This window comes from Streptomyces sp. NPDC088817 (genome assembly GCF_044750345.1).
Lineage (GTDB): Bacteria > Actinomycetota > Actinomycetes > Streptomycetales > Streptomycetaceae > Streptomyces.
In genome coordinates this window covers 1-21,991 of sequence record NZ_JBIVJN010000038.1, presented here as the reverse complement: position 1 = coordinate 21,991, position 21,991 = coordinate 1, and the positions used below count along the sequence as shown (strand labels likewise).

Annotated in this window: 13 protein-coding genes and 3 pseudogenes; 12 read left to right on the top strand and 4 right to left on the bottom strand. The window is 69.1% G+C overall.

From position 1 onward, the window contains the following. Positions 1–95 precede the first annotated feature (95 nt). A pseudogene (locus tag ACIP4X_RS35535) lies at positions 96–1,082 on the top strand (IS481 family transposase). Between the two features lie 106 nt (positions 1,083–1,188). On the opposite strand, the gene ACIP4X_RS35530 reads toward ACIP4X_RS35535, so the two are convergent. Further along, positions 1,189–1,689 (bottom strand): integrase core domain-containing protein, encoded by a 501-nt coding sequence (locus tag ACIP4X_RS35530; RefSeq protein WP_401352491.1) that lies wholly within the window; start codon positions 1,687–1,689, stop codon positions 1,189–1,191. A gap of 264 nt (positions 1,690–1,953) precedes the next feature. Here ACIP4X_RS35530 and abc-f point away from each other — a divergent pair, with 264 nt between their 5' ends. Both abc-f and ACIP4X_RS35520 read left to right on the top strand, forming a co-directional pair. Then, positions 1,954–3,588 carry a ribosomal protection-like ABC-F family protein gene (gene abc-f / locus ACIP4X_RS35525; RefSeq protein ID WP_358738235.1) on the top strand — a complete coding sequence of 545 codons (1,635 nt, stop codon included), beginning with the start codon at positions 1,954–1,956 and terminating at the stop codon, positions 3,586–3,588. Positions 3,589–3,667: 79 nt separating this feature from the next. Further along, positions 3,668–5,362 (top strand): ABC-F family ATP-binding cassette domain-containing protein, encoded by a 1,695-nt coding sequence (locus tag ACIP4X_RS35520; RefSeq protein WP_358738236.1) that lies wholly within the window; start codon positions 3,668–3,670, stop codon positions 5,360–5,362. 204 nt (positions 5,363–5,566) lie between these two features. On the opposite strand, the gene ACIP4X_RS35515 is transcribed toward ACIP4X_RS35520, so the two are convergent. The 3 genes from ACIP4X_RS35515 to ACIP4X_RS35505 are packed head-to-tail and all read right to left on the bottom strand — an operon-like array spanning position 5,567 to position 10,635. Next, positions 5,567–8,314 carry an alkaline phosphatase family protein gene (locus tag ACIP4X_RS35515; RefSeq protein ID WP_401352488.1) on the bottom strand — a complete coding sequence of 916 codons (2,748 nt, stop codon included), beginning with the start codon at positions 8,312–8,314 and terminating at the stop codon, positions 5,567–5,569. A gap of 6 nt (positions 8,315–8,320) precedes the next feature. After that, complete coding sequence (locus ACIP4X_RS35510; protein WP_401352486.1) at positions 8,321–9,697, bottom strand: ABC transporter permease; 1,377 nt, start codon at positions 9,695–9,697, stop codon at positions 8,321–8,323. After that, positions 9,694–10,635 (bottom strand): ABC transporter ATP-binding protein, encoded by a 942-nt coding sequence (locus ACIP4X_RS35505; protein WP_401352484.1) that lies wholly within the window; start codon positions 10,633–10,635, stop codon positions 9,694–9,696. The genes ACIP4X_RS35510 and ACIP4X_RS35505 overlap by 4 nt, the downstream gene beginning before the upstream one ends. Positions 10,636–11,132: 497 nt before the next feature. On the opposite strand from ACIP4X_RS35505, the gene ACIP4X_RS35500 reads away from it, so the two are divergent. From ACIP4X_RS35500 to ACIP4X_RS35460, 9 genes and pseudogenes are all read left to right on the top strand, one after another. Next, positions 11,133–11,786 (top strand): LuxR C-terminal-related transcriptional regulator, encoded by a 654-nt coding sequence (locus ACIP4X_RS35500; protein ID WP_401352481.1) that lies wholly within the window; start codon positions 11,133–11,135, stop codon positions 11,784–11,786. 65 nt (positions 11,787–11,851) lie between these two features. Then, positions 11,852–13,039 carry a DUF418 domain-containing protein gene (locus ACIP4X_RS35495; RefSeq protein WP_401352478.1) on the top strand — a complete coding sequence of 396 codons (1,188 nt, stop codon included), beginning with the start codon at positions 11,852–11,854 and terminating at the stop codon, positions 13,037–13,039. A gap of 309 nt (positions 13,040–13,348) precedes the next feature. Next, positions 13,349–14,041 carry a sensor histidine kinase gene (locus ACIP4X_RS35490; protein ID WP_401352475.1) on the top strand — a complete coding sequence of 231 codons (693 nt, stop codon included), beginning with the start codon at positions 13,349–13,351 and terminating at the stop codon, positions 14,039–14,041. Positions 14,042–14,935: 894 nt separating this feature from the next. Then, entirely contained in the window at positions 14,936–15,622 is a 687-nt protein-coding gene (gene uppS, locus ACIP4X_RS35485; protein ID WP_358738246.1) for a polyprenyl diphosphate synthase, read from the top strand. After that, complete coding sequence (locus ACIP4X_RS35480; protein ID WP_401352472.1) at positions 15,619–17,106, top strand: oxygenase MpaB family protein; 1,488 nt, start codon at positions 15,619–15,621, stop codon at positions 17,104–17,106. The genes uppS and ACIP4X_RS35480 overlap by 4 nt, the downstream gene beginning before the upstream one ends. 72 nt (positions 17,107–17,178) lie before the next feature. Beyond that, a pseudogene (locus tag ACIP4X_RS35475) lies at positions 17,179–17,546 on the top strand (hypothetical protein); the annotation flags it as partial. Positions 17,547–17,638: 92 nt separating this feature from the next. After that, positions 17,639–17,938, top strand: a pseudogene (locus ACIP4X_RS35470) (transposase); the annotation flags it as partial. Between the two features lie 92 nt (positions 17,939–18,030). Then, on the top strand, positions 18,031–18,753 hold the full coding sequence (locus ACIP4X_RS35465; RefSeq protein WP_358738244.1) for an SMI1/KNR4 family protein: 723 nt from the start codon (positions 18,031–18,033) through the stop codon (positions 18,751–18,753). Positions 18,754–19,311: 558 nt separating this feature from the next. After that, positions 19,312–21,657, top strand: a complete 2,346-nt coding sequence (locus ACIP4X_RS35460; RefSeq protein ID WP_401352469.1) for a hypothetical protein — start codon at positions 19,312–19,314, stop codon at positions 21,655–21,657. The last annotated feature ends 334 nt before the right edge of the window (positions 21,658–21,991 follow it).

Below are 21,991 nucleotides of genomic sequence, written 5' to 3'. Positions count from 1 at the left end.
TGACAGCGGTCACTGACGTGTGATCTTGAAATGGGTGAGGGCCTTCTGGCTCGGTGTGGATTGCGACATCTGCACCGGCGACCAGAAAGGCCCTCATGCCGCACCGTAACGCACCGCTGACCGAGACCGGACGCCTGCGTCTGGCCCGCTGCGTCGTCGAGGACAACTGGCCCCTGCGGCGGGCGGCGGAACGGTTCCAGGTCTCACCGGCCACGGCCCAGCGGTGGGCCGACCGCTACCGGCAATACGGGGAGGCCGGCATGGCCGACCGTTCCAGCCGCCCGCACACCAGCCCCCGGCGGACCCCGACCCGCACCGAGCGGCGGATCATCAAGGTCCGCGTCCTGCGCCGCTGGGGACCGGCCCGCATCGCGCACCTGCTGCGGCTGGTGCCCTCCACCGTGCACCGCGTCCTGACCCGCTACGGCCTGGCCCGCCTCACCCACCTGGACCGGGCCACCGGCCGGGTCATCCGCCGCTACGAACGCGACAAGCCCGGCGAGCTGGTGCACGTCGACATCAAGAAGCTCGGCAACATCCCCGACGGCGGCGGACACAAGGTCCTGGGCCGCCAGGCGGGCCGCAAAACCCGCTCCGGCACCGGCTACAGCTACCTGCACACCGCCGTCGACGACCACTCCCGCCTCGCCTACAGCGAGATCCACACCGACGAGAAGAAGGAGACCGCCACCGGCTTCTGACAGCGGGCCCACACCTTCTTCGCCCAGGCCGGGATCACCGTCGAGCGGGTCCTGACCGACAACGGCTCCTGCTACCGCTCACGCGACTGGCGCGACCTGCTGGCGGCAGCCGGGATCGTGCACAAGCGGACCCGGCCCTACCGGCCGCAGACCAACGGCAAGGTCGAACGGTTCAACCGGACGTTGCTGGACGAGTGGGCCTACGCCCGCCCCTACCGCTCCGAACAGGAACGACGCGACGCCTTCCCCGCCTGGCTGCACACCTACAATCACCACCGCGGACACACCGCGCTGAAGGGCCAACCACCCGCCAGCCGCGTCCCCAACAGGGCAATACAACTAGGGCTTGCCCGAGCGATCCCGTTCGCAGCCAGATGGTGAGGGCTGCTGCTGTGGCGGTGCCGAGGTAGACGTAGCTGCGCTTGTCGTAGCGAGTGGCGACTGCCGGTGCTACTTCAAGTGAACCGCCCCGGGTTCCATAGAGATCTCAGACTGTGGTTGTGACCTGGGGTTTCGCGCGTTCGGTGTAGTAGTTGGCTTCGTATTCGACGGGCGGGACGTGGCCTATCTCACCGTGGAGCCGCTGGTGGTTGTACCAGTCGACCCACTCCGCGGTGGCCAGCTCGACCTGGGAGAGCGTCTTCCAGGACCGTCGGGGCTTGATCAGCTCGGTTTTGTACAGGCCGATCGTGGATTCCATGAGGGCGTTGTCGTACGCGTCGCCGACCGAGCCGATGGACGCGGCGATGCCGGCAGCCTGAAGATGCTCGGCGAGCTTGAACGACGTGTACTGCGACCCGGCATCCGAATGATGGATCAACTCGCCTGCCTGAACAGGCTGTTGGTCGCGGTCGCGCTGCCAGATCGCCATCTCCAGGGCGTCCAGGACGAAGACGGTCTCCTTCACAGTGGCCGCGGACCAGCCGACGATACGATCCCAGGATTGGCGCCAGTTGGGCGAACGGCGCATCACCACGAGTTCACACATCACACCAAGCCGGCTTCACGGACGGCACCAGCCCCCTGACTTCCCGGGCTTGGCTGTTAGACTGGCAGAGACGTTGATCGTTTGTTGAGGAGCCCAGACATGGTGGTGGACGACGACATCTCCGGGTGATACCCGGACCTGACAGGCCACCGGCCCGGTGCGTGGAAGCGCCGCCGAAGTGGCCTCGCTGTCGTCCCCTCTTTCCCTCTGTCTGCTGCCGGGGCAGGAGTGTTTTTTCTGCCCCCTCCCCACGAGGTCACCTCTATGTCCGACGCCTCCGTCGTCTGCTCGAACCTGTCCTTCACCTGGCCCGACGACACTCCCGTCTTCCAGGAACTGTCCTTCACCGTTGGCTCCGGCCGTACCGGCCTCGTCGCGCCCAACGGCACTGGCAAGAGCACGCTGCTCAAGCTCATCGCCGGTGAACTGCGGCCCGGCGCCGGGTCGGTCTCCGTGGCCGGTACCCTTGGCTACCTCCCGCAGACCCTCCCCCTGACCAGCGACCTCACGGTCGCCGAGGTGCTGGACGTCGCCGCGATCATCCAGGCCATCGACGCCGTGGAGTCCGGGGACGTCGACGAAAAGCACTTCATCACCATCGGCGACGACTGGGACATCGAGGAACGCACCCGCGCCCAGCTCGACCGCCTGGGCCTGGCCGACCTCACTTTGGATCGCAGCCTGAGCGCTCTCAGCGGCGGCCAGGTCATCTCCCTCGGTTTTGCCGCCCAGTTGCTGAAGCGGCCCGACGTGCTGCTCCTCGACGAGCCCACCAACAACCTCGACGTCGATGCCCGGCGGGGGCTCTATGACGCGGTGGAGGACTTCAACGGCTGCCTGCTCCTGGTCAGCCACGACCGCGCCCTGCTCGACCGCATGGAACGCATCGCCGAACTCAACCGCGGCGAACTTCGCTTCTACGGCGGCAACTTCACCGAGTACGAGGAGGCCGTACGGGCCGAGCAGGAAGTCGCAGAGAAGAACGTCCGCAGCGCCGAGCAGGAGCTGAAGCGGGAGAAGCGGGAGATGCAGCAGGCCCGGGAGCGCGCTGAACGTCGGCAGAGCAACGCGGCCCGCAACTTGAAGAACGCCGGCCTGCCCCGCATTTTCGCCGGCAACATGAAGCGGGGCGCGCAGGAGTCCGCGGGCCGGGCGGGCCAGATGCACGCCGGCCGGGTCAGCGAGGCGAAGGCCCGGCTGGACGAGGCCGGGGGAGCGCTGCGCGAGGAGCAGCGCATCACGCTGGATCTGCCGGACACCAACGTGCCCGCGGGACGCAACCTGTTCCTCGGCGAGCAGCTCCTCGTCCGCCTCGGCGACAAGGACGTGTTCGCCGGCCAGGGCGTCGACCTGACCGTCCGTGGCCCGGAGCGCATCGCGCTGACCGGTGCCAACGGTGCCGGCAAGAGCACGCTGCTGCGTCTGCTCAGCGGCGACCTGACACCACGGAGCGGTGAGATCAGGCGGGCCGACGGCCGCATCGCCTACCTCTCGCAGCGCCTCGACCTGCTGGACCTGGACCGTACGGTCGCCGAGAACTTCGCCGACTACGCCCCAAAGCGGTCGGAGGCCGAGCGGATGAACCTGCTCGCCCGCTTCCTCTTCCGGGGGCCTCGCGCCCATCTGCCCGTCGGGGTGCTCTCCGGAGGCGAGCGGCTGCGCGCCACCCTGGCCTGTGTGCTGTGCGCGGAGCCGGCTCCGCACCTGCTGCTCCTGGATGAGCCGACGAACAACCTCGACCTGGTCAGCGCGGGCCAGTTGGAGAGTGCCCTGAACTCCTACCAGGGGGCCTTCGTGGTGGTCAGCCACGACGAGCGGTTCCTGCGCGAGATCGGCGTGAACCGGTGGCTGCGGCTGGCCGACGGCGAGCTGAAGGAGACGGGGGCCCCTGAGGTGTGAGTCGCCGGCGTGCCGACCTGGCCCGTGTCCGAGGCATGCCGCCCCGCGGGCCGAGCACCGATCACGTTGGACGGACCCCATGCCTCAGCCCGCTCTGCTCGCCCACGACCTCGTCCACACCCTCGGCGACCGCCGGCTGTTCGACGGTGTATCCCTGACTGCCTCGCCCGGGCACCGCATCGGGCTGATCGGGGAGAACGGCGTCGGCAAGTCGACCCTGCTGCGACTGCTGGCCGGGACGGACGAGCCCGACGCCGGCAGCGTTGCGCGCCCGCCCGACCTGGGCTTTCTTCAGCAGGAGATGCCGTACGACGCCGACGCGACGATCGCCGACGTGCTCGACGACGCCCTGCTGGAAGCCAGGGAGGACCTCGCCGAGCTGGAACGGCTCACCGAGCAGCTCGCGCGGACCGCGCAGGACGCGCCCGAGTACGCCGGCCTGCTCGACGCGTACGGCGTCCGACTCGAACAGGCCCAGGAGCGGGAGGCATGGGACGCCGACCGGCATGCCGCGCTCGTGCTCGACGGCCTGGGACTCGAAGCCTTCGCACACGACCGGACGCTGGGGTCGCTGTCCGGCGGGCAGCGCGGCCGGCTCGCGCTGGCCGCGCTGCTGGTCCGGCGGCCCTCCGCGCTGCTGCTGGACGAACCGACCAACCATCTCGACGAGGATGCCGCCGCCTTCGTCGAGGACCAGGTGCGCACCCTGCCCGGGGTCGTCGTGATGGCCAGCCACGACCGGGCCTTTCTGGACGCCGTGTGCACGGACCTGATCGACCTCGACCCCGCGTTGGACGGCCCGGTCCGCTACGGCGGCAACTACAGCGCCTACCTGGCCGAGAAACGTGCCGAGCGGGACCGTTGGGAGCGACGCTGGGCCGAGGAACAGGAGGAACTGGCCGTGCTGCGTGTCTCCGCCGGGGTCACCGCGCACCGCATCGCAGCGGACCGGGGACCGCGCGACAACGAGAAGATGGGCTATGGCCACCGCGCCGGCCGGGTACAGAGCCAGATCTCCCGGCGCGTGCGTAACGCCACCCGCCGCCTGGAGGAGCTGGGACGCTCCCAGGTCGGCGAGCCACCGAAGCCGCTGCGGTTCGAGAGCACGACGCTCGCCGTACCGGCGGCGGAGGGCGACGGTCCGCTGGTGTCCCTGCATGACGTACGGGTGCCGGGCCGGCTCGCACCGGTGAGTGCGGAGGTGTCGGCGACCGACCGTCTGCTGGTCACCGGTGGGAACGGGACCGGGAAGTCGACTCTGCTGGCCGTGCTCGCCGGGCGGCTCGTAGCCGAGGGCGAGGTGCGGCGGCGGAGCGGGCTGGCCGTGGGACTGCTCGCCCAGGACACCGTTTTCGACCGGCCGGACCGGTCCGTGCGGGACACCTATGAGCTGGCGCTGGGCGCCGAGCGTGCCGAATCAGCGCCGCTGTGCTCGCTGGGTCTGATGCACGAGACGGACCTGGACAAGCCGGTCGGCCGGCTCTCGGTCGGACAGCGCCGGAGGCTGGGGCTGGCGCTGCTGGTGGCGCGACCGCCGCAGTTGCTGCTGCTCGACGAACCCACCAACCACCTGTCGCCGCACCTGTGCGACGAGTTGGAGGCGGCGCTGGGCACCGGCCCCGGCGCGGTCGTGCTGGCCAGCCACGACCGCTGGCTGCGGGAGCGCTGGCAAGGACGGGAAATCCGGCTCGGCCCCGACCACGAGCGCTCGGACCGCGCTGGTCACAAGCCTTTCGCCGGCCTACGCCGCCACACCCGCAGGGGGGCAGGGTGACGGCCGGAAGGGACGCGCCCGTCGGGCCAAGAGGCCTTCTTCGATGGGCACGTCCGCGCCCGAAACGCGAATCCGGGCCCCCGCACCAGCCGGCACCCGCGAGCCGTCCGCGCCCCTGTGGAAAGCGCAGCCGGCCCCTGACCGGCGGATGCCGGCCAGGGGCCCTGTGACGACGGTCAGGCTGTGCGGACCGGCCTGCTGCAGTCAGCCGTCGTTCTCGGCCGACGGGATGTAGGCACCCGGCACGTCCTGAGGAACGTAGATCTTCTTCTCACCCGGGTACGGCTTCGTCCAGTTGTGTGACTCGTACCAGGCGAAGTGGTTCATCTGCGCGGGGGGAGCGTAGTCCGGCACGGCCTGGGGACCGGTCAGCCGCTGCTTCGACTTCCACTGGTTCCACTCGGCGGCGACGTTCTTCATGTCCGCCGGCACCGAGGCAGCCGGCACGGCCGCCGCCTGCGGGTTCTGCTCCGCGGGGGTGTCCAGACCACAGGACGGCGCGGTCTTCGCACCGTCGGTCAGCGAGACCCGGTTGGGCAGCGCCTTGAACGGTGTGAAGTCCGGGTTCTGCGTGAACGCCGAGGCCATCGGGCTGGCCGCGGTGTCCTTCTGGTTCATCGGCTGGATCCCGAGGATCTGCTCGATGGTCCGCATCATGTTGATCTGCGAGTAGTAGTGGCTGTCCACCACTCCGTGCTTGGCCCAGGGGCTGATGATCTGGACCGGGGCGCGGTGGCCGTCGACGTGGTCGAGGCCGGCCTGGGAGTCGTCCTCGACGACGAAGATCGCCGAGTCCTTCCAGTACTTGCTGTGCGAGATCTCGTCAACGATCTCGCCGACGGCGAGGTCGTTGTCCGCGACCTGGGCGGCACCGCTCACCGGGCCACCGGTGTGGTCGCTGGAGAGCCAGAACATGTTCAGGTTCGCCGGACCGTTCTTCTCGAAGTCCTTCTTCCAGATCTCGGCGCGGTAGACGTCCGGGACGCTGGTGTCGAACTTCGGGAAGCCGTGCACCGACACGTCGTTGAGCGACGGGATCGGCGAGGTCGAGTTCAGCAGGTAGGCGGTGTCCTGACCGGTCGCCGCCATGTTCTTGCTGTCGCAGTACAGGTTCTGCCAGCTCGCGTCCGCCGGCTTGGTCAGGAACTGCTGGAACTCGCCGAAGTTTCGCACGGACTTGCCGGCGTCCTGCGCTCCGGTCCAGATGAAGCCGGTCCGCTGGTGGCCGAGGGCGTCGTCCTCGGTGTCGTAGCTACGGGCGTACTCACCCGCGGAGGACTCGGTGTACTCCGGGTTGTCGGACTGCATCAGCCAGTTGTGGCCCTCGGCGGAATTCGTGCCGATGTCGTACGTGTTGTCGAACAGGCCGAACTGGCGGGCCAGGGCGTGCTGGTTCGGCGTGACGTTCTCGCCGTACTGCGTCAGCGACGGGTCGCCGTTGCCCTGCGGCATGTCACCGAAGACCTGGTCGTAGGTGCGGTTCTCCTTGACGATCAGGAACACGTGCTTGATCGTCGAGGGGTCGCCGAGCTTGACCGGGACCGGCACCGGCCGGGCCGGGGAGCCGTTGGACTTCTTGAGCGACTCGCCGTTCCAGCCGTTCTGCTTGAAGACCTTGCCGGTGTAGGACTTGATCACCCCGTCGTCGGGCAGCGTGAACTTCTGCACGCTCGACGTCGTGTCGTGGGTGCCGTGACCGCTGGCGTTGCGACGGGCGTCGATACCACGGGTGTTGGAGACGTAGACCTGGTTGCCGACGGTGGTGATCTCCGAGGGGAAGTAGTCCGTCGGGAGCAGGCCGACGTAGCTCACCGGCTCCTGCGCGGAGGTGTACCGGTAGACGGCGACCGCGTTGGCACGGCCGAGGGTCACCAGCAGGTGACCGTCGTCGGTGAGGGTCACCGCGTCGGGCTCGTAACCCACCGAGGCTTCGGCCCACGGCCGGGTGGCGATGGTCTGGACGACCTTGTCCTTCGCCGTGTCGATGACCGAGACGTCGTTGGTCGCGGTGTTGGTGACGAACAGCGCCCCGTTCTTGGCGTACACGGCGGTCGGATGCAGACCGACGTCGATGTTCGCGACGGCGGCGTCCTGGTTCGCCAGGTCGATGACGCTGACCGTGCCGGTGGTGGTGGCAGCGGTCTTCTGGTCGGCGAGTACCTGCGTGCCGTACGAGTTGATGGTGGGCTCGCCGGGCTTGGCTGGGCGGCCACCCTCGTTGCTGACGTAGAGCTTGTTGCCGACGATGATCATGTCACGCGGGGCGTTGCCCACGGCCCAGCTCCGCATGATGGTCCCGGTCGCCGCGTCGATGGCGACGACCCGGTTCTGGCCGTTGACCGCGGAGTACACGGTCTTTCCGTCGGCCGAGAACACCGCCTCGCCCACCAGGGCTTTCTTGGACCCCTGCGCCGGGATGGCGACGGTCCTCGGGCTGGAGACGCTGCCGTCCGGGTTCACGCTGAACACGGTGTAGCCGTCCGGCTGGCCCAGCCACAGCTGCTTGCCGTCGGGCGAGTACGTCGGGCCTTCCTGGCCCACGTTGTTGCTGCTGATGCGGGGGTTGGACGACGCGGCGTTGCTGACGAGCTGCTGCGTCTTCCAGTTCTTCAGGTCCACGATGGCCAGGGCCGCGCCACCGTCGGTGACCGAGGCGGCCATGTGCGTGCCGTCCGGGCTGACCGAGGACGACATGATCTTGCCCTGGTTGATGACAAGACGGTCGCCGTACGGGGCGATGTACTGGTTGCCGGAGACGACCTGGCCGTCGGCAGTGACCTGACCGACCTGGGACGTGCCGAACTGGTGGGTCTGCGCGAACGCCGTGCCGGCGGCCACGAGGGCGACAGCGGTGGTGCCTGCCGTCAACAGCGGTATCCTGCGCCCGATGCGTCTGCCGAGGAGGTTGAACCGAGATTCCTCGACGAGCTTGCGGCGGCGAGTTACCTGCATTGAGTGTTATCCCTTCGGGGTGGTGTCGAGCAGCTCGACGTTGCCGTCGAACTGCCACAGCGGGTTCGGCGCGTCTCCTTCGGGGGTCCGCACCAGGAAGTAGCCGTTCACTTCCTTCGGTCCATCGCCATCGGCCATGAACCGCCCGTCCGGAGTGACGTCGAGTTGGTAGATGGCCTGTCCAGTGGCCTCGACGCCGGGAAGATGCCAGGTCACGACGCAGCGCCAGTCGTTGCCCGGGCCTTGCGCCGCGACCCTGGTGCTCCCCTTGTTGCAGGCCGCCGTGGTCTTCAACTGGGCCTCGGTGACGGCGGGTCGGTTGAGTTGGTCGGTCTGCATGCGGTACAGGTGCGCGAACGCCGTGGCGACCGAGCGCTGCACCTTGTCCTGCTCGATCCCGGAGCCCGTCGCCGAGGTCGTCGCGGCGACGACCGCGAACGATCCGGCGGCCACCCCGACGAGCGGCAGGACTCCGACGGTGATGGCGCGGCGGCCCGAACCGTCATGGGTCGGGTTGGTGAATTCGCGCCGTACGAAGAGCACATAGGCCAGTGCCGTCGCGACCACGGCCCAAGCGAGGCTGACGACGATGCCGATCAGCAGCGGGCCGAGTTGCTGCGGGCTGGTGAACAGTCCGTTCCAGGAGATGAAGGCGTAGCTGGGCAGGGCGACGCGGACGGCCACGGGGATCGGCAGCATCTGGGCGACGGCCATCGCGAGCGAGACGAGTACGGGCACCAGCAGCCCCATCGGGGACCGTCCCAGGGTGACCGATCCGAGGAAGCCGAGTGCGGCGAGCGCCAGGGTCGGAGCGAGGACGCAGATCCAGGAGAGCAGGACCTGAACGGCGGCGTCCGACGGTGCCAGGAGGTGGCCGTCGAGGCCGACCAGCGGCTGGTCGCCGACCGTGAGGAGGCCGCCGACCGTGCTGGAGACCGCGAGCCCGGCCACGAGCAGCAGCAGGACGGTGAGGCTGGCGACCACCTTCGCCACGAAGATCCGCCGAGGCGAGCGGACCGCCACGAGCAGTTGGCGCCAGGTACCGAGACGGTCCTCGGAGGCGAACACGTCACCGGCCACGACCGAGGTCAGCAGCGGGAGCGCCCAGGTCCCCGCGAAACCGAGCATCACCAGCGGCCCGGCCCACCCGGAGACGTGCATCCAGCGCCCGAAGAGGGTGTCCACGGGGAGCGTGGCCTGCTGGCTCACGCCGGCGACGAAGAGTGCGGGAACGATCCAGCAGGCGAGGACCAGCAGGCGGATCCGCCACTGGGAGATGAGCTTGACGAGTTCGAAGCCACAGGCGCGGGTGACGGGGACGCGACGGCCCCGGGCCGCCGGCTCGTGTTCCTGTTCCGGGCTCTGTGTGAGGGTCGCGGTCATCGGCCGGCCTCCTGCTGCTCGGTGAGGGCGAGAAACGCGGCTTCGAGTGGCGACACCACGGGAGTGAGCTCGCGCAGCGCGACGCCCTCCTCCACGAGTCGCACCACGAGGTCGTCCAGGGCGGGCACCAGGGCGCGGACGACGAGCAGTTCGGCGTTCTGCCGTATCCCGCCGCCGTCGACGACCCGGACCCCGCGCGCCTCGTCGGCCACCCGGCGGGCGGCCTGCGGGTCGGAGGTGAGCAGCCGGTAGTCGAGTTCACGGTTGTCGGTGGCCAGCTTGCTCAGCGGGCCGGTGAAGACGACGCGTCCGGTGACGAGGATGGTCACGTCGGAGCACAGCGTCTCCAGGTCATCCATGTTGTGGCTCGAGAGCACGACGGCGGTCCCGTCGGCCGTGAGCCGGTTGAGGACCCCGTGCACGTGCTTCTTGCCCGCCGGATCGAGGCCGTTGGTGGGTTCGTCGAGCACGAGCAGCCGGGGCTTGAACAGCAGGGCGGCGGCGAGTCCGAGCCGCTGCCGCATGCCGAGGGAGAAGCCGCGGGTGCGGTCGTCGGCGACACCGGTGAGGCCGACCTCGGCGAGTACGTCGTCGATTCCCGCCGTGCGCGCGTCGTGGCCGCGAAGTGCGGCCAGCGCGGCGAGGTTCTGCCGCGGGGTGAGCGAGGGATAGAGCGCGGGACCGTCCACGAAGCCGGCGACACCGTCGGGAGCTTCGAGTGCCCGCCCGACCAGTGTCCCCAGGACCTCGAGGCGACCGCTGTCGACGCCCGAGAGCCCCAGCAGGAGGCCGAGCAGGGTGGTCTTCCCGGCGCCGTTCGGTCCGACCAGGCCGTGGATCTGCCCCTGCGTCACCTCGAGGTCGATGTCGTCGAGGGCGACGACATCACCGAAACTCTTCGTGACGGCGCGAGCCCGGACTGCGGGAAGTTGTTCCATGGGTCCCTTCCTTCAAGAGCCTCAAGGACCATAGGGATTGCCCATGCTGCTCACAGGGATCAGGAGTTGAATGTTGGTGGAAGATGAAACGACTTGGCATTCGCGACGCCGTCACAGGGCGGGAGCCGTCCACGCTTCGACCAGCGGCTTGTGTGATGCCTGATCGAAAGTGCGCCCCGTAAGGAGCGTCAATCGCGATCGCAACTCCTGTACTCGCTCCCAACCCGACTTGCGCCCCGCCGGCGACGGCGAAGCCGGTGCGGCCCTCGGCGCGCCGAGCCACCGCGTCAGGAAACGGCCCGTCCGCGACGGCCGTGCCGACGGTACTGGCGTCGCCCGTCCGCAGCAGCCGGCGCCACGCGTCCTGGAGGCAGGCGAGCCCGGTCGCCGCGTGTGTCAGAGCAGCCGACGACCCTGACCACACCACCGTTCAGCGATCACTGGATTCTCAAGGATGTGGTCATCCCGTCGGCCGAGGAAGTGCAAAATGGGACGCCATGAGGGTTGTTGCCGCCGAGGACTTGACGCTGCTGCGCGACGGTCTGATCCGGCTGCTGACCGCGCACGGCTTCGACGTGGTCGCCGCGGTGGACAGCGGGCCGGATCTGGTGCGCGCCCTGTCGGAGCAGCGCCCGGACGTGGCCGTGGTGGACGTCCGGCTGCCGCCGACCCGCACCGATGAGGGGATCAGGGCCGCGCTGAGCGCCCGGGAGGAGATCGACGGACTCCCCATCCTGGTGCTGTCGCAGTACGTCGAGCGGCTCTACGCCCGAGAGCTGCTCGCGGATGGCCGGGGCGGCATCGGCTACCTGCTCAAGGACCGGGTGTCGGACGTCGGGGAGTTCGTCGAGGCGGTACACCGGGTCGCCGCCGGCGGCACCGCCCTCGACCCGATGGTGGTGGCGAGGCTGCTGGACAGTCGGCGGCGGGCGCTGCCGCTGGACCGACTGACCCCGCGTGAGCGGGAGGTGCTCGCGCACATGGCGCAGGGCCGGTCGAACGCGGCCATCGCGACCGCCCTGGCGATCACCGAGAAGGCGGTCGGCAAGCACACCAACAACATCTTCGCCAAGCTGGGGCAGCCGCCCTCGGAGGACGACAACCGCCGGGTCCTCGCCGTGCTGGCGTACCTCGACGGATGGGGGGTCTAGGCCCACCACCGAAGACACAGTCCAGGCCCAGGGACTTCCGCGCGCTCGCGGACCAGCCTGGGCTCATGAAACACACCAACAGATGCCCCAGCGTCGCGACTCCCACCGCGGGGCCGGTGCTTCGTTCCCAACGGGCACTCGCCCCCGACCTTGCCCGCGGCGCGATGCTGCTGTTCATCGCGCTGGCCAACGCGGCGAACTTCGCCTTCGCGGGCCAGCCCGGCATCGACGGTACGCCACACGGCCTGCAGCGAATGGTCAACTTCTTCATGATCACGTTTGTGGACAGCCGGGCGTACCCGGTGTTCGCGGTGATGTTCGGCTACGGGCTGGTGCAACTGGCCCGCCGGGCTGCCGCGGCCGGCGCCGATCCGCGACGCATCCTGTTGCGCCGTAACGCGTGCCTCATCGTGTTCGGTGCCATCCACGCCACGTTGTTGTATTTCGGTGACTTTCTCGGCGCGTACGGCATCGTCGGGATCATCGCCACCCTTGTCCTCCTTCGCCGCGGCGACCGGGTCCACCGCCTCGTCATGTGGCTGTGGGCGCTCTTGCTCGGCTTCACCCTCGTCCTCGCCGCCATGCTGGTCGTCAACGCCGAGAGCGGTCACGCGGTCCTCACCAACACCCCCAACCCGTCGTTGGCGGCAGCCTCTTACGGGCAGGGCATTCTGGATCGGCTTGCGGAATGGCCCGTGCACACCGCGACAGTGGTGCCGTTCATCTTCATCGTCTGGCTCGGCATGTGGGCAGCGCGCCGCCGCATTCTGGAAGCCCCGGAGACACACCAGGTCCTGCTGCGCCGCACCACGGTGGGCTGCCTGGCCGTCACCGTGCTCGGCGCCCTGCCGTACGTGCTGGTGGCCGCCGGTGCGCTCCAGGTCGACCCCGGTACTCTCGATGCCATGGCCTATCTCCACGCGGTCAGTGGCAAGTTCGGTGGTCCTGGCTACGTCGCCCTGTTCGGGTTGCTGGCGCAGCAGTTCTCCACCGGCCCGCGCCGGCCGAAGATCGTTGGCGCGGTCGCCGCGTTGGGCCGGCGATCGCTGAGCGGGTACCTGTTCCAGTCGGTGGCCTGGACCATCGTCTTCGCCCCGTTCGCCTTGGACCTGGGGGGCTCCACGTACCGCGCGGTCATGGCCGCGATCGTGGTGTGGACGGTGTCGGTGCTGGCCGCACGGGCCATGGAGAGGCGGCGGTACCGGGGGCCGGCCGAGCGCCTGTTGCGCCGCTTGACCTACGGCCGGTCATGAGCGTCCCCCCATGGCGCTGGCCTGCAAGAGTCCGGATCGGCCTGGCCGCGGTGGTGTCCGCCGCGGCCGGGCTGCTCTGGGCCGGCACCGGTGGCGGAGACTTCTGGCCGCGGTGGGTCTGGTTCGGCCTGGCCACCGTGCTCGCCGCGGACCAGCTTCTGCGGTGGGTGTTGGGCGTGCCACCGGGTCGGCGGCGCTGGCTCGCGCTGGACGGCGCCCTCTGCGCGCTGCGCCACGGACGACGTGGCGATCTGGGCGCTCTCCGGTGGCGGACTGTTCTGGCCCATCTTTACCTTTCTGGCACTGTCCATGGTGTGGGGCACACACGCGTTCCTGGTGAGCCGCCACCCCGACGACCGGGAGTGGGCCTTGGTCGCACGGGTGGACATGCTCACCCGTACCCGCCGCGGTGCGGTGGAGAGCCAGGCGGCCGAGCTGAAGCGGGTCGAACGCGACCTGCATGACGGTGCGCAGGCCCGCCTGGTGTCGCTCGGCCTGACCCTCGGCATGGCTCAGGACCTGATCCACCGCGACCCGGACGCCGCGGCGGAGATGCTCGGCGAGGCCCGTTCCACCGCCGGCAGCGCGCTGGAGGACCTCCGTACCGTCATGCACAGCATCCAGCCGCCGGTACTCGCCGACCGCGGCCTTGCCGACGCGGTCCGGGCACTCGCGCTCGACCTGCCGCTGCCGGTCACCATCACCGGCGACCCGCCGCCGGACATCCCTGTGGCGGTCCAGACGGCCGGGTACTTCGCCATCGCCGAATGCCTGGCCAACACGGTCAAACACGGCCAGGCGACCACGGCATCCGTGACCTACGTGACCGACCCGCAGGTGCTGCGGGTCGAGGTGGGCGACAACGGCGTCGGCGGCGCCGTTGTCGCACCCGGCCGCGGCCTGCACGGCATCGTCCAACGGCTGGCGATCCTCGACGGTCAGCTCGACGTCGACAGTCCGGCCGGCGGCCCGACGCGCGTCACTATCACCGTCTTGGTCTGAGGCAATGCTGGTTGAACGCGCCTCAAATCACGGCCGTGTCCGCACAATGCGGCGACCTCGGCGCGGTCATGACCGAGCGTCGCCGACGGCGGCAGGGCCTCGAACGGACCGCCGGGCGTGCCCACCGGCCGACGGGTCCCGCCCCCCACTCGACGAGCGCCCAGTTCCAGACGAACCAGAACACCCCAGGGCCTGTCGAATCCTGCCCGGTGCCGCACGTCGATGTGCCGCGTGCGGTGGAAGCGGCTGACGCGCCCGGTCCGCGTTCGCACGGACCGTCAGCGCGTACCCGGCCCGCAGCCGCGCAGCGGCCGCTCCTCGAAGGCCCACGGCACCACCCGCCCACCCGGCTCCGCCCAGCGCAGTCGGCGCGGTCCGCGTCGGGGGCGAGCAGCCGGACGGTCTCGTCGAAGACCCCGGCACCGTACGTCTCGGCGAGCCGTTTGTTGTCCCCGGGGGAGCCACGCCGAGGGCGCGTTCGTTCCGCGCCCTGTTCACGGTGGGCGGCGGGCAGAGGCGTACGAGATCGTCGACCGCGGTCGCCGGGGGGACGCTGCCGACACCGGCGTGAAAAGACTCGGACGTACGAGCCAAGGGTGACGGCGCCCCGTATCGGCTGTACGGGCCTCTTTGCGCTGCCAGAATCCCGGCAGGCGAGGCGCCGGTGGGGGCGCGGGCGAGGCGGGGGCGGCGAGGCGGGGTGGGCGTGACCGAGCGCGGCACGACCGGTCGTGCCGCTCCGGGGGGGGACCGGGCATGACGGACCACGGCGTCCCGAGCGGACGCGCGGCGACGGAGGACCGGCCGGGCCGTGAACGGCGGAGCGACGGGCCGGGCAGGCAACGGCAGGGCGACGGGGCGCCGCCTGCGGTGCCCCGGCACGTGGCGTGCGTGATGGACGGCAACGGCCGGTGGGCGGAGCGGCGTTCACTGCCGCGCGCTGCGGGCCACCGGGCCGCCGAGAACACCGTCATCGACATCATCGAGGCGGCCCGGTCCGCCGGCGTCGAGTGGCTCAGCCTGTACGCCTTCTCCACCGAGAACTGGAACCGGCCCGGCGCTGAGGTCGACTACCTGATGCGCCTGGTCCGCCGGGTCGTACGGAAGCACGCGTTGCTGCTGCTCGCCCGCGGCATCCGCTGCCGCTTCCTCGGGGCCGCCGACCCGCGCATCCCCCGCGAACTGGCCCGGGACTTCGACGACCTGACGACGCTGACCGGCGACAACCGGGGGATGACGCTGACCGTGGCCTTCGACCACGGCGGCCGCCGGGACATCGTCGAGGCCACCCGGTCGCTGATCCGCAGCGGAACGCCCGCGGACGAGGTGACCGAGCGGCTCTTCGCGGAGCACCTGCCGTTCCCCGACACCCCGGACGTCGACCTCGTCATCCGTACCTCCGGCGAGCAGCGCATCTCCAACTTCATGCTCTGGAAAGTCGCCTACGCCGAGTGGGTCTTCCCCGAGGTGCTCTGGCCGGACTTCCGGGCCCCCGATTTCCTCGCCTGCCTGCACACCTACCGGCGCCGCGACCGCCGCTTCGGCGGCCTACCGCCCCAGACGAACGGAGACCCGCGATGACGACCGCAACGACCGGCGCGACCCGCACGGACACCACGCGACCGGCCGACGGAACGCCCCTGTTCGGGCCGGATTCGCAGTTCCACGCGTTCTTCGACGACCCGCGCTGGGCGCTCGCCATGGTCCGCGCGACCGTGCTGGAGGCGGCCCACCCGCAGATCGGCGCCGCCCTCGTCGACAACTCCGCCTTTGTCGCCCACCCCTGGCGCCGGCTCCGCAACACCTTCCTCAGCATGCGGCGCATGTTCGACGCCGACCCTGCGGTACGTGAGCGGGAGGCCGGCCGGCTCAACCGGCTGCACGCCCGCATGAGCGGCTCCGACTCCCGAGGGCGGGCCTATGACGCGATGGACCGCGCGACCCGCGCCTGGGTGGTCGCCACCCTCTTCGAGAGCGCCGTCACCATGTGCCGGCTGAGCGGCCAGCCGCTCGACCAGGACACGATGGAGCGTATGTACGCCGAGTACCGCGCGTTCCTAGCAGCCCTCGACGGTGACGCCGGAGAACTCCCCGAAAACCTCCACGATTTCTGGCAGTACTTCGACCGGGTCGTCGAGAACGAGTTGGAGTACACCGAGGCGGCCCGCGTCATCCTCTACCGGCTCTTCGACCACCTGCCAGCCCCGCCGCTGCTCGACGGCGCCCCGACGCTGTGGGCGGCAGGCCGGGCCGTCGCCGGACCTCTCCTCGGCGCGATCACCGTCGCCTCGCTCCCCGGGCCGTACCGGCGCCGGGCCGGCCTGCCGGAGATGCCCGGCGCCCAGACCCTCATGCAGGGCGCCTACCTCGCCGCCGGACTGGCCCGCTTCCTGCCCGAGGGCTGGCTCAACGCCGAAAGCGTCATCGAACTCCTCTCGCTCTCGCCCGGGAGCGACGACCCCCGCTCCCGGACCGTGGCCGCCCTGCGCGGCCGCATGAGGCGGGCATCCGCCCTGCTCCGCCTACTGACCCCGCTGGGCGGTGACACCGATCCGGACCCGGCATCCGGGGCGGGCACGGGGGAGGGCCGACGTTCAGCGGAGGAGTTTTTCCGCCAGGTGCTGGACCAGACCGGCGACGGCCACCTCGACTGGCCTGACCTCGCCGCCATGGCCCGCGAACTCTCCACCCGCCTCGACCTGGACGAACCCGAGGAGACCCGGCTCTACGAGGCCTTCGCTGCCTGGTGGCGCGAACTCCAGGCCGCCCTCGACACGGACGGCGACGGCCGCGTCAGCGCCGACGAGTACGCCGCCGCCGCCCCCTCCCTCGCCGGACCCGCGCTCATCCGCGTCGCCGAGGTGCTCTTCGACGCCACCGACAAGGACGGCAGCGGGGCCATCGACGCCGACGAGTACCGGACTCTCTTCCGCACTGCCTTCCGCCGCGACCTCACGACCACCGACGGAATCTACGGCCGGAGCGCCTTCGTGAGTGACTTCCTCTCCTTCATGTCCGCCCGCCGCACGGGCACCCCGTACGACCCCCTCCTCGCGGACGCCTGATTTGATCTTTGACCTGGGGCTTCGAACGTCGTCTCGCACTTGATCACTCGCGTCGGTGGCTGCTGTTCGTGCAGGCGGCCATGTTCGAGTCGGCCACCGACCGTCTCCCTCGTCCTGCGCCTGGCAAGGGAAGTTCCCGGGTGGGGGGTACAGGCGCGTCCACGGTGAGCTGCTGATCTCAGGCGTGAAGGTGGCCGCCCCCACCGTCTGGGAGATCAATCGAGCACAGCAACCGGGACGGCAGGCTCTCCGCCCTGTTCGACCCCGTTCTAGCCGACGCGGGGATCGAGGTCGTGCTGACGGGAGTCCGGATGCCGAGAATGAACTCGGTCATGGAGAGGTGGGTGCGGACCTGTTGGCGGGAGCTGCTGGACCGCACCTTGATCTGTCCGCTGGCTGTCGGTGTCGGATCTGACGATCATGGGAGAGACGTCAAGTGAGTGATACCGCCGTGGAGTTGGAGACCGTGGAGCCTGTCGAGAGTGCCCAGTTGGGGCAGCCTGTGCCCGTGTCCGACGAGCAGTTCGTCGCGATGCTGGTGGAGCGTGCCCGGTCGGAGGGGCTGCAGCTGACCGGGGAGGGCGGGCTGCTGCAGCAGCTGACGAAGCGGGTACTGGAGTCCGCCCTGGAAGGCGAGATCACCGATCACGTCGGCTATGACAAGCACGACGCGGTCGGCAGGAACAGCGGCAACAGCCGGAACGGCACCCGGGCCAAGACGGTACTGGCCGACGTCGGCCCGGTCGAGGTGAAGGTGCCCCGCGACACCGCCGGCACCTTCGAGCCGCAGATCGTCCGCAAGCGGCAGCGCCGGCTGACCGGCGTGGACGAGGCATCTCATGTCGTTGGTAGGTCAAGTTGGGGCGGGCCACTCGTGCCTCCCCTCGCGATCAGGTGGCCGAGGGAGGCGGTAACGTCCTCGGCATGCTGGATGGTTCTGATGTGTCGACGGTGCTGCGAGGCGGGGTGCAGACTCGCTTCCAGGCCCGGGGCTTCGTGGGCTGGTTCGCCGACGCATGGATGGGTTGCCCTCTGCGGTCAGAGGACGGCTGTATCGAGGATGAGTTGGCGGCTGCGGAAGCCGATCTGGGCTTCGAGCTCCCGACGGCCCTGCGTGAGGGCTTTGCGCTCTTCGGTCGGCGGGATGACCTGACTCGACAGCAGGACCCTCTGGTCCGGCCGACTGGGCTCTACGTCCACGACGCCTTGAACGGTGTTCTGGTCTTCCGCCGTGAGAACCAGGACTGCGCATTCTGGGGGATTTCGCTGGATGAGATCGAGCAGGAGGATCCGCCGGTGGTGGTGGAGTCGCGCGAGGGGTGGATTCCCTTCCTCGATCGGATGTCCCTGGCCTGGGTGGAACTCGTTCTGAGCGAGTCACTTTTCGGCGCGGACAGTTGCTACGACGCCTGCGAGCTCCCGGATGCGCTGTTGCCGAGCCTCCACGCTCGCTATGCGCGTGTCGACCTGCCTGACCATCCCATGTGGGCGAGCAAGGACGACTCGCCGGTGCGCTGGTACGCGGCTCCTGGCCAACTGGTGCGCAGGGACGGCCTCCAGGACCAGTCCTGGATCCACGCGCGTGGGCGTACGACTGCTGATCTCGAAGCCATTCGTGAAGACCTCCCTGGGCCGTGGGTCTGCTGAACCCTATGCTCGCCAACGACGTGGCCCGGTTCGTCATGCAGGTCGACCAGGCCGCTATGCGGCGAGCGCGAGGGAAAACCCGAAGGCGCGCTCGGGGTCGTAGAGCGTGCGTGCGTGCAGGCAGTGGTAGAGGCAGCCGAGTGTGAGGTCTCATTGATGTTGCTGTGACCGTCTGTCGTTGACTTGCGGTACCGCACATACATCGCGACGGGTTCTAGAGACACGACGGGCTGTTTGACCTGCGGTCTTGCAGGTTGGATAAGACTGCTGCATCTAGACTGAGAACCTCTATGAGAGGGCGGTGGTGGGGGAGGGTCCGGGGGTGGGGCCGGACCCATATGCGGGGCGGCTACCGGCACTTGACGGGTCCGGTCGGTGAGCGTGTACGGATGATCCATCCCAAGATCACTTACCGTGCGTACGCCGCGACGGCCGTCATCCGTGCCCCACGAATGTGCCGCTATCTGCGCCCGCTGATGACGCCCTCCGGCCATGCGTACAGCTTTGATCAGGCCCGTCGGATGTCAGCCCATGCCTGCGAGATGTCAAACTGGGCGGGTGCCTGAACAGCCCTTCGTCTTCCTTCCGCTGTCCTATGCGGCCAGGCCGCCTCGGATCGTTGTGGTGGTGCCACACGACGATGAGCGCTGGGTTCGGTGGACGGCGGCGGGCCTTGCCCGGCTGTCGAGGGTGTGGGGCTGCAGTGGAAGTGTGGTGGTGCCGTCCAGCGCGGTCGGACATCCCGCAGTAGACCGGTGCTTGGCACGCCTGCACCCCGATCACGTGGTTGCCTACGGTCCGTCGTGGACCACGTTCGACGCCCTGTACCCCGGCACTATCGACCGGCTGCTGGCCGAGAAGAACATCTCTGACAATTCCATCGCAGCACAGTTCAAGGAGATGCTGCGCAAGGAACCGTGGAACGGAACAGTCGTGCACGAGGCTGAGGCGGCTGCCGACAGCCTTCGTTCACGCCTGGGCGCGAACCGACGGGATGACCACGTCCAGTGCAGCCATCTGTTTGACTACGACAACGCACGTGAACTGACGCCGCTGGCTGCGGTGGCCACGACCCCTGTCATGGGTGTTCCGGCGACTCTCGTGACCACCCCGGAGGCTCTGGCCTACGCGATGCATGTCGGCATCGAGGCATCCGACGCCAGCGGAGATATTCCAGCTGAGCAGTGGCGGGAGGCAGCTCTCCGCGGCGCCGAGTCGGCACTGTTGTCGCAACTGCACCCAGATGAAGCCGATGGAGCCCACGCGGCCCGGTCACACGAGGCAGCGCTGTGCGTCCCGATCACGAGAGCCTTCCAGCACCGGGAGCGCATTGCCGTCCTGGGAAACCGGCCCGAAGACTTCGCACTGGCCGAGACCCTCCGGCAGATCCGAGGCGCGGTGACCTGGATCCCCTGGACAGAAGCAGGCCTCAGCGACATGTGGTTGTTTCCCGGCAGCGCATCGGAGCGGCTGCTGGTGACGAGCGCGTCGTTGAGCTTGGAGGAGACGCAGCAACGCATCAACACGCGGTGGGACAGGCGGCCTGTCAGGTCCGTTGATCCTGACGAGGAGAAGCGCTCATTCGACGTGGTTGAGCCCGGCAACATCGACCTGGCCCATCCGTTCATGGTGGTCTTGAAGAACGCCTGGGACCAACCGCGTTCTCTTCCCGCGACCGTGGAATCGGACGGCTCACTCCAGACATCGCTGTCTCTCGCTGCGGAGGTCCCACGCGGCCTCAACCCGAATGAGCACCGCTGGCAGGTCACTCTCACCGCCGCCAACCACCCGGTCCCGCCTCTCGTCGTTTTGGACTCGTCCACCGTCACGGCAACAGGCCAAAGCCCATGGGAGACTTTCGTCCGCGCAGCCGACGGAGGCATCACCTACTGGTCGCACCGCTACGACTTCGTACCGAGCGGGGCTTCGCTGGCTGGCTCGCTGGCGTCTCCCAAACTGGCCTGGCCCGGCATCAAACGCATCCTGCAGGTCGCCGCCGCAGCGAACGACATCACCATTCTGCCCAGCCCTGCCGGCAGACGTGCTGCCATCACCGAGCGGCTCCTTGGGTCCCGTGCCGCTTTGGAGGCACTGGCCGCCAGCCCCGGTTGGCCGCTCCTGCACCGCTTCACCTCCGACGCCCCGAACACCGGCTGCCCGGAAGGCAGTTGGTGGAAGCTGAAGTCTGCGGTCGTGCTGTCCTGGGAGGCCATCGAAGCGCATGACGACAGCAGCTGGGAACTGGCCGCTCGCAGAGAGCAGATCGACCAGTGGACGTCACAAGGTGTGCTGCGGCGCGGGCTGATCCTTGGCTGCGATCACTGCCCCATTCTGGAGTTCTATCCCCTCGCCGAGATCAGTCAGAGCTACCGCTGCAGGCGCTGCGGAGGGGACAACCAGCTCGCCAAGAACCGTTGGAAGCCAGCCGCAGACGAGCCCCGCTGGTTCTACGACCTGCACCCGGCCGTGCTGGAGCTCGTCACGAACGATGGAGACGTGCCACTGCTGGCCACGCAGTATCTGCGTAACCAGTACTGGGCGCGAGGAGGTTTGGTATGTGAGGAGTTCGAACTCCTCAAGGACGACAAGCGATTCGTCGAGATGGACTTCGCTCTTGCCACCACGGAGGAACTGTGGCTGGGGGAGGCCAAGAGCAACGACTCTCTCGGCAGGAGCCCTGGCCAGCGGCGAAACGAGGCCAGCAAGCTCATGGAGGGGTGCGCAGCTGTCGGCGCGTCCGGTCTCATCATGGCCACCGCCAAAACGCAGTGGGCAGACACGACCATTGAAGCGCTCACCGAAGAACGCCGGGGACGTCTGTGCGCCGGAAAGGCCGTGCCCAGGATCAGTCTGCTGACGGGTCTTGGAGCGTCACCGAAGCTCTCTCCTCTGACCAGCCCGTGAGGCTGCCTGTTCGGTACGTGGCTTGAGCACAACTGGTGGGCGATGGGCGCCGCTCCAACCGCGTGAGCTGCACCTTGCCGTGATGGCTGTCACATCCGCCCTGGCCCTCGTGATGCCGCCTTCCTGGATCCCTGGCTCTCAGCGTCCCCCACACCGTCGGCGACTGCGGCGAGTGCTTCGCCCGACGGCGATGGTGCATCGTTAGGGGAGCGGTGTGTCAGCGCCGAGGGCGTTGAGAAACTCAGTAGCCGTTGTCGTACCGCTCCTGGGACTTGGTGATCGAACGGTCGTCCCGATCGGGTGGTCGTCGGGTGCTCGGCGCATACGAGGAGGG

Excerpts from the sequence above, each read along its gene's own strand:
- ACIP4X_RS35530 (WP_401352491.1), bottom strand. The coding sequence starts at position 1,689 with ATGTGTGAACTCGTGGTGATGCGCCGTTCGCCCAACTGGCGCCAATCC.
- abc-f (WP_358738235.1), top strand. The coding sequence starts at position 1,954 with ATGTCCGACGCCTCCGTCGTCTGCTCGAACCTGTCCTTCACCTGGCCC.
- ACIP4X_RS35520 (WP_358738236.1), top strand. The coding sequence starts at position 3,668 with ATGCCTCAGCCCGCTCTGCTCGCCCACGACCTCGTCCACACCCTCGGC.
- ACIP4X_RS35515 (WP_401352488.1), bottom strand. The coding sequence starts at position 8,314 with ATGCAGGTAACTCGCCGCCGCAAGCTCGTCGAGGAATCTCGGTTCAAC.
- ACIP4X_RS35510 (WP_401352486.1), bottom strand. The coding sequence starts at position 9,697 with ATGACCGCGACCCTCACACAGAGCCCGGAACAGGAACACGAGCCGGCG.
- ACIP4X_RS35505 (WP_401352484.1), bottom strand. The coding sequence starts at position 10,635 with ATGGAACAACTTCCCGCAGTCCGGGCTCGCGCCGTCACGAAGAGTTTC.
- ACIP4X_RS35500 (WP_401352481.1), top strand. The coding sequence starts at position 11,133 with ATGAGGGTTGTTGCCGCCGAGGACTTGACGCTGCTGCGCGACGGTCTG.
- ACIP4X_RS35495 (WP_401352478.1), top strand. The coding sequence starts at position 11,852 with ATGAAACACACCAACAGATGCCCCAGCGTCGCGACTCCCACCGCGGGG.
- ACIP4X_RS35490 (WP_401352475.1), top strand. The coding sequence starts at position 13,349 with ATGGTGTGGGGCACACACGCGTTCCTGGTGAGCCGCCACCCCGACGAC.
- uppS (WP_358738246.1), top strand. The coding sequence starts at position 14,936 with ATGGACGGCAACGGCCGGTGGGCGGAGCGGCGTTCACTGCCGCGCGCT.
- ACIP4X_RS35480 (WP_401352472.1), top strand. The coding sequence starts at position 15,619 with ATGACGACCGCAACGACCGGCGCGACCCGCACGGACACCACGCGACCG.
- ACIP4X_RS35465 (WP_358738244.1), top strand. The coding sequence starts at position 18,031 with ATGCTGGATGGTTCTGATGTGTCGACGGTGCTGCGAGGCGGGGTGCAG.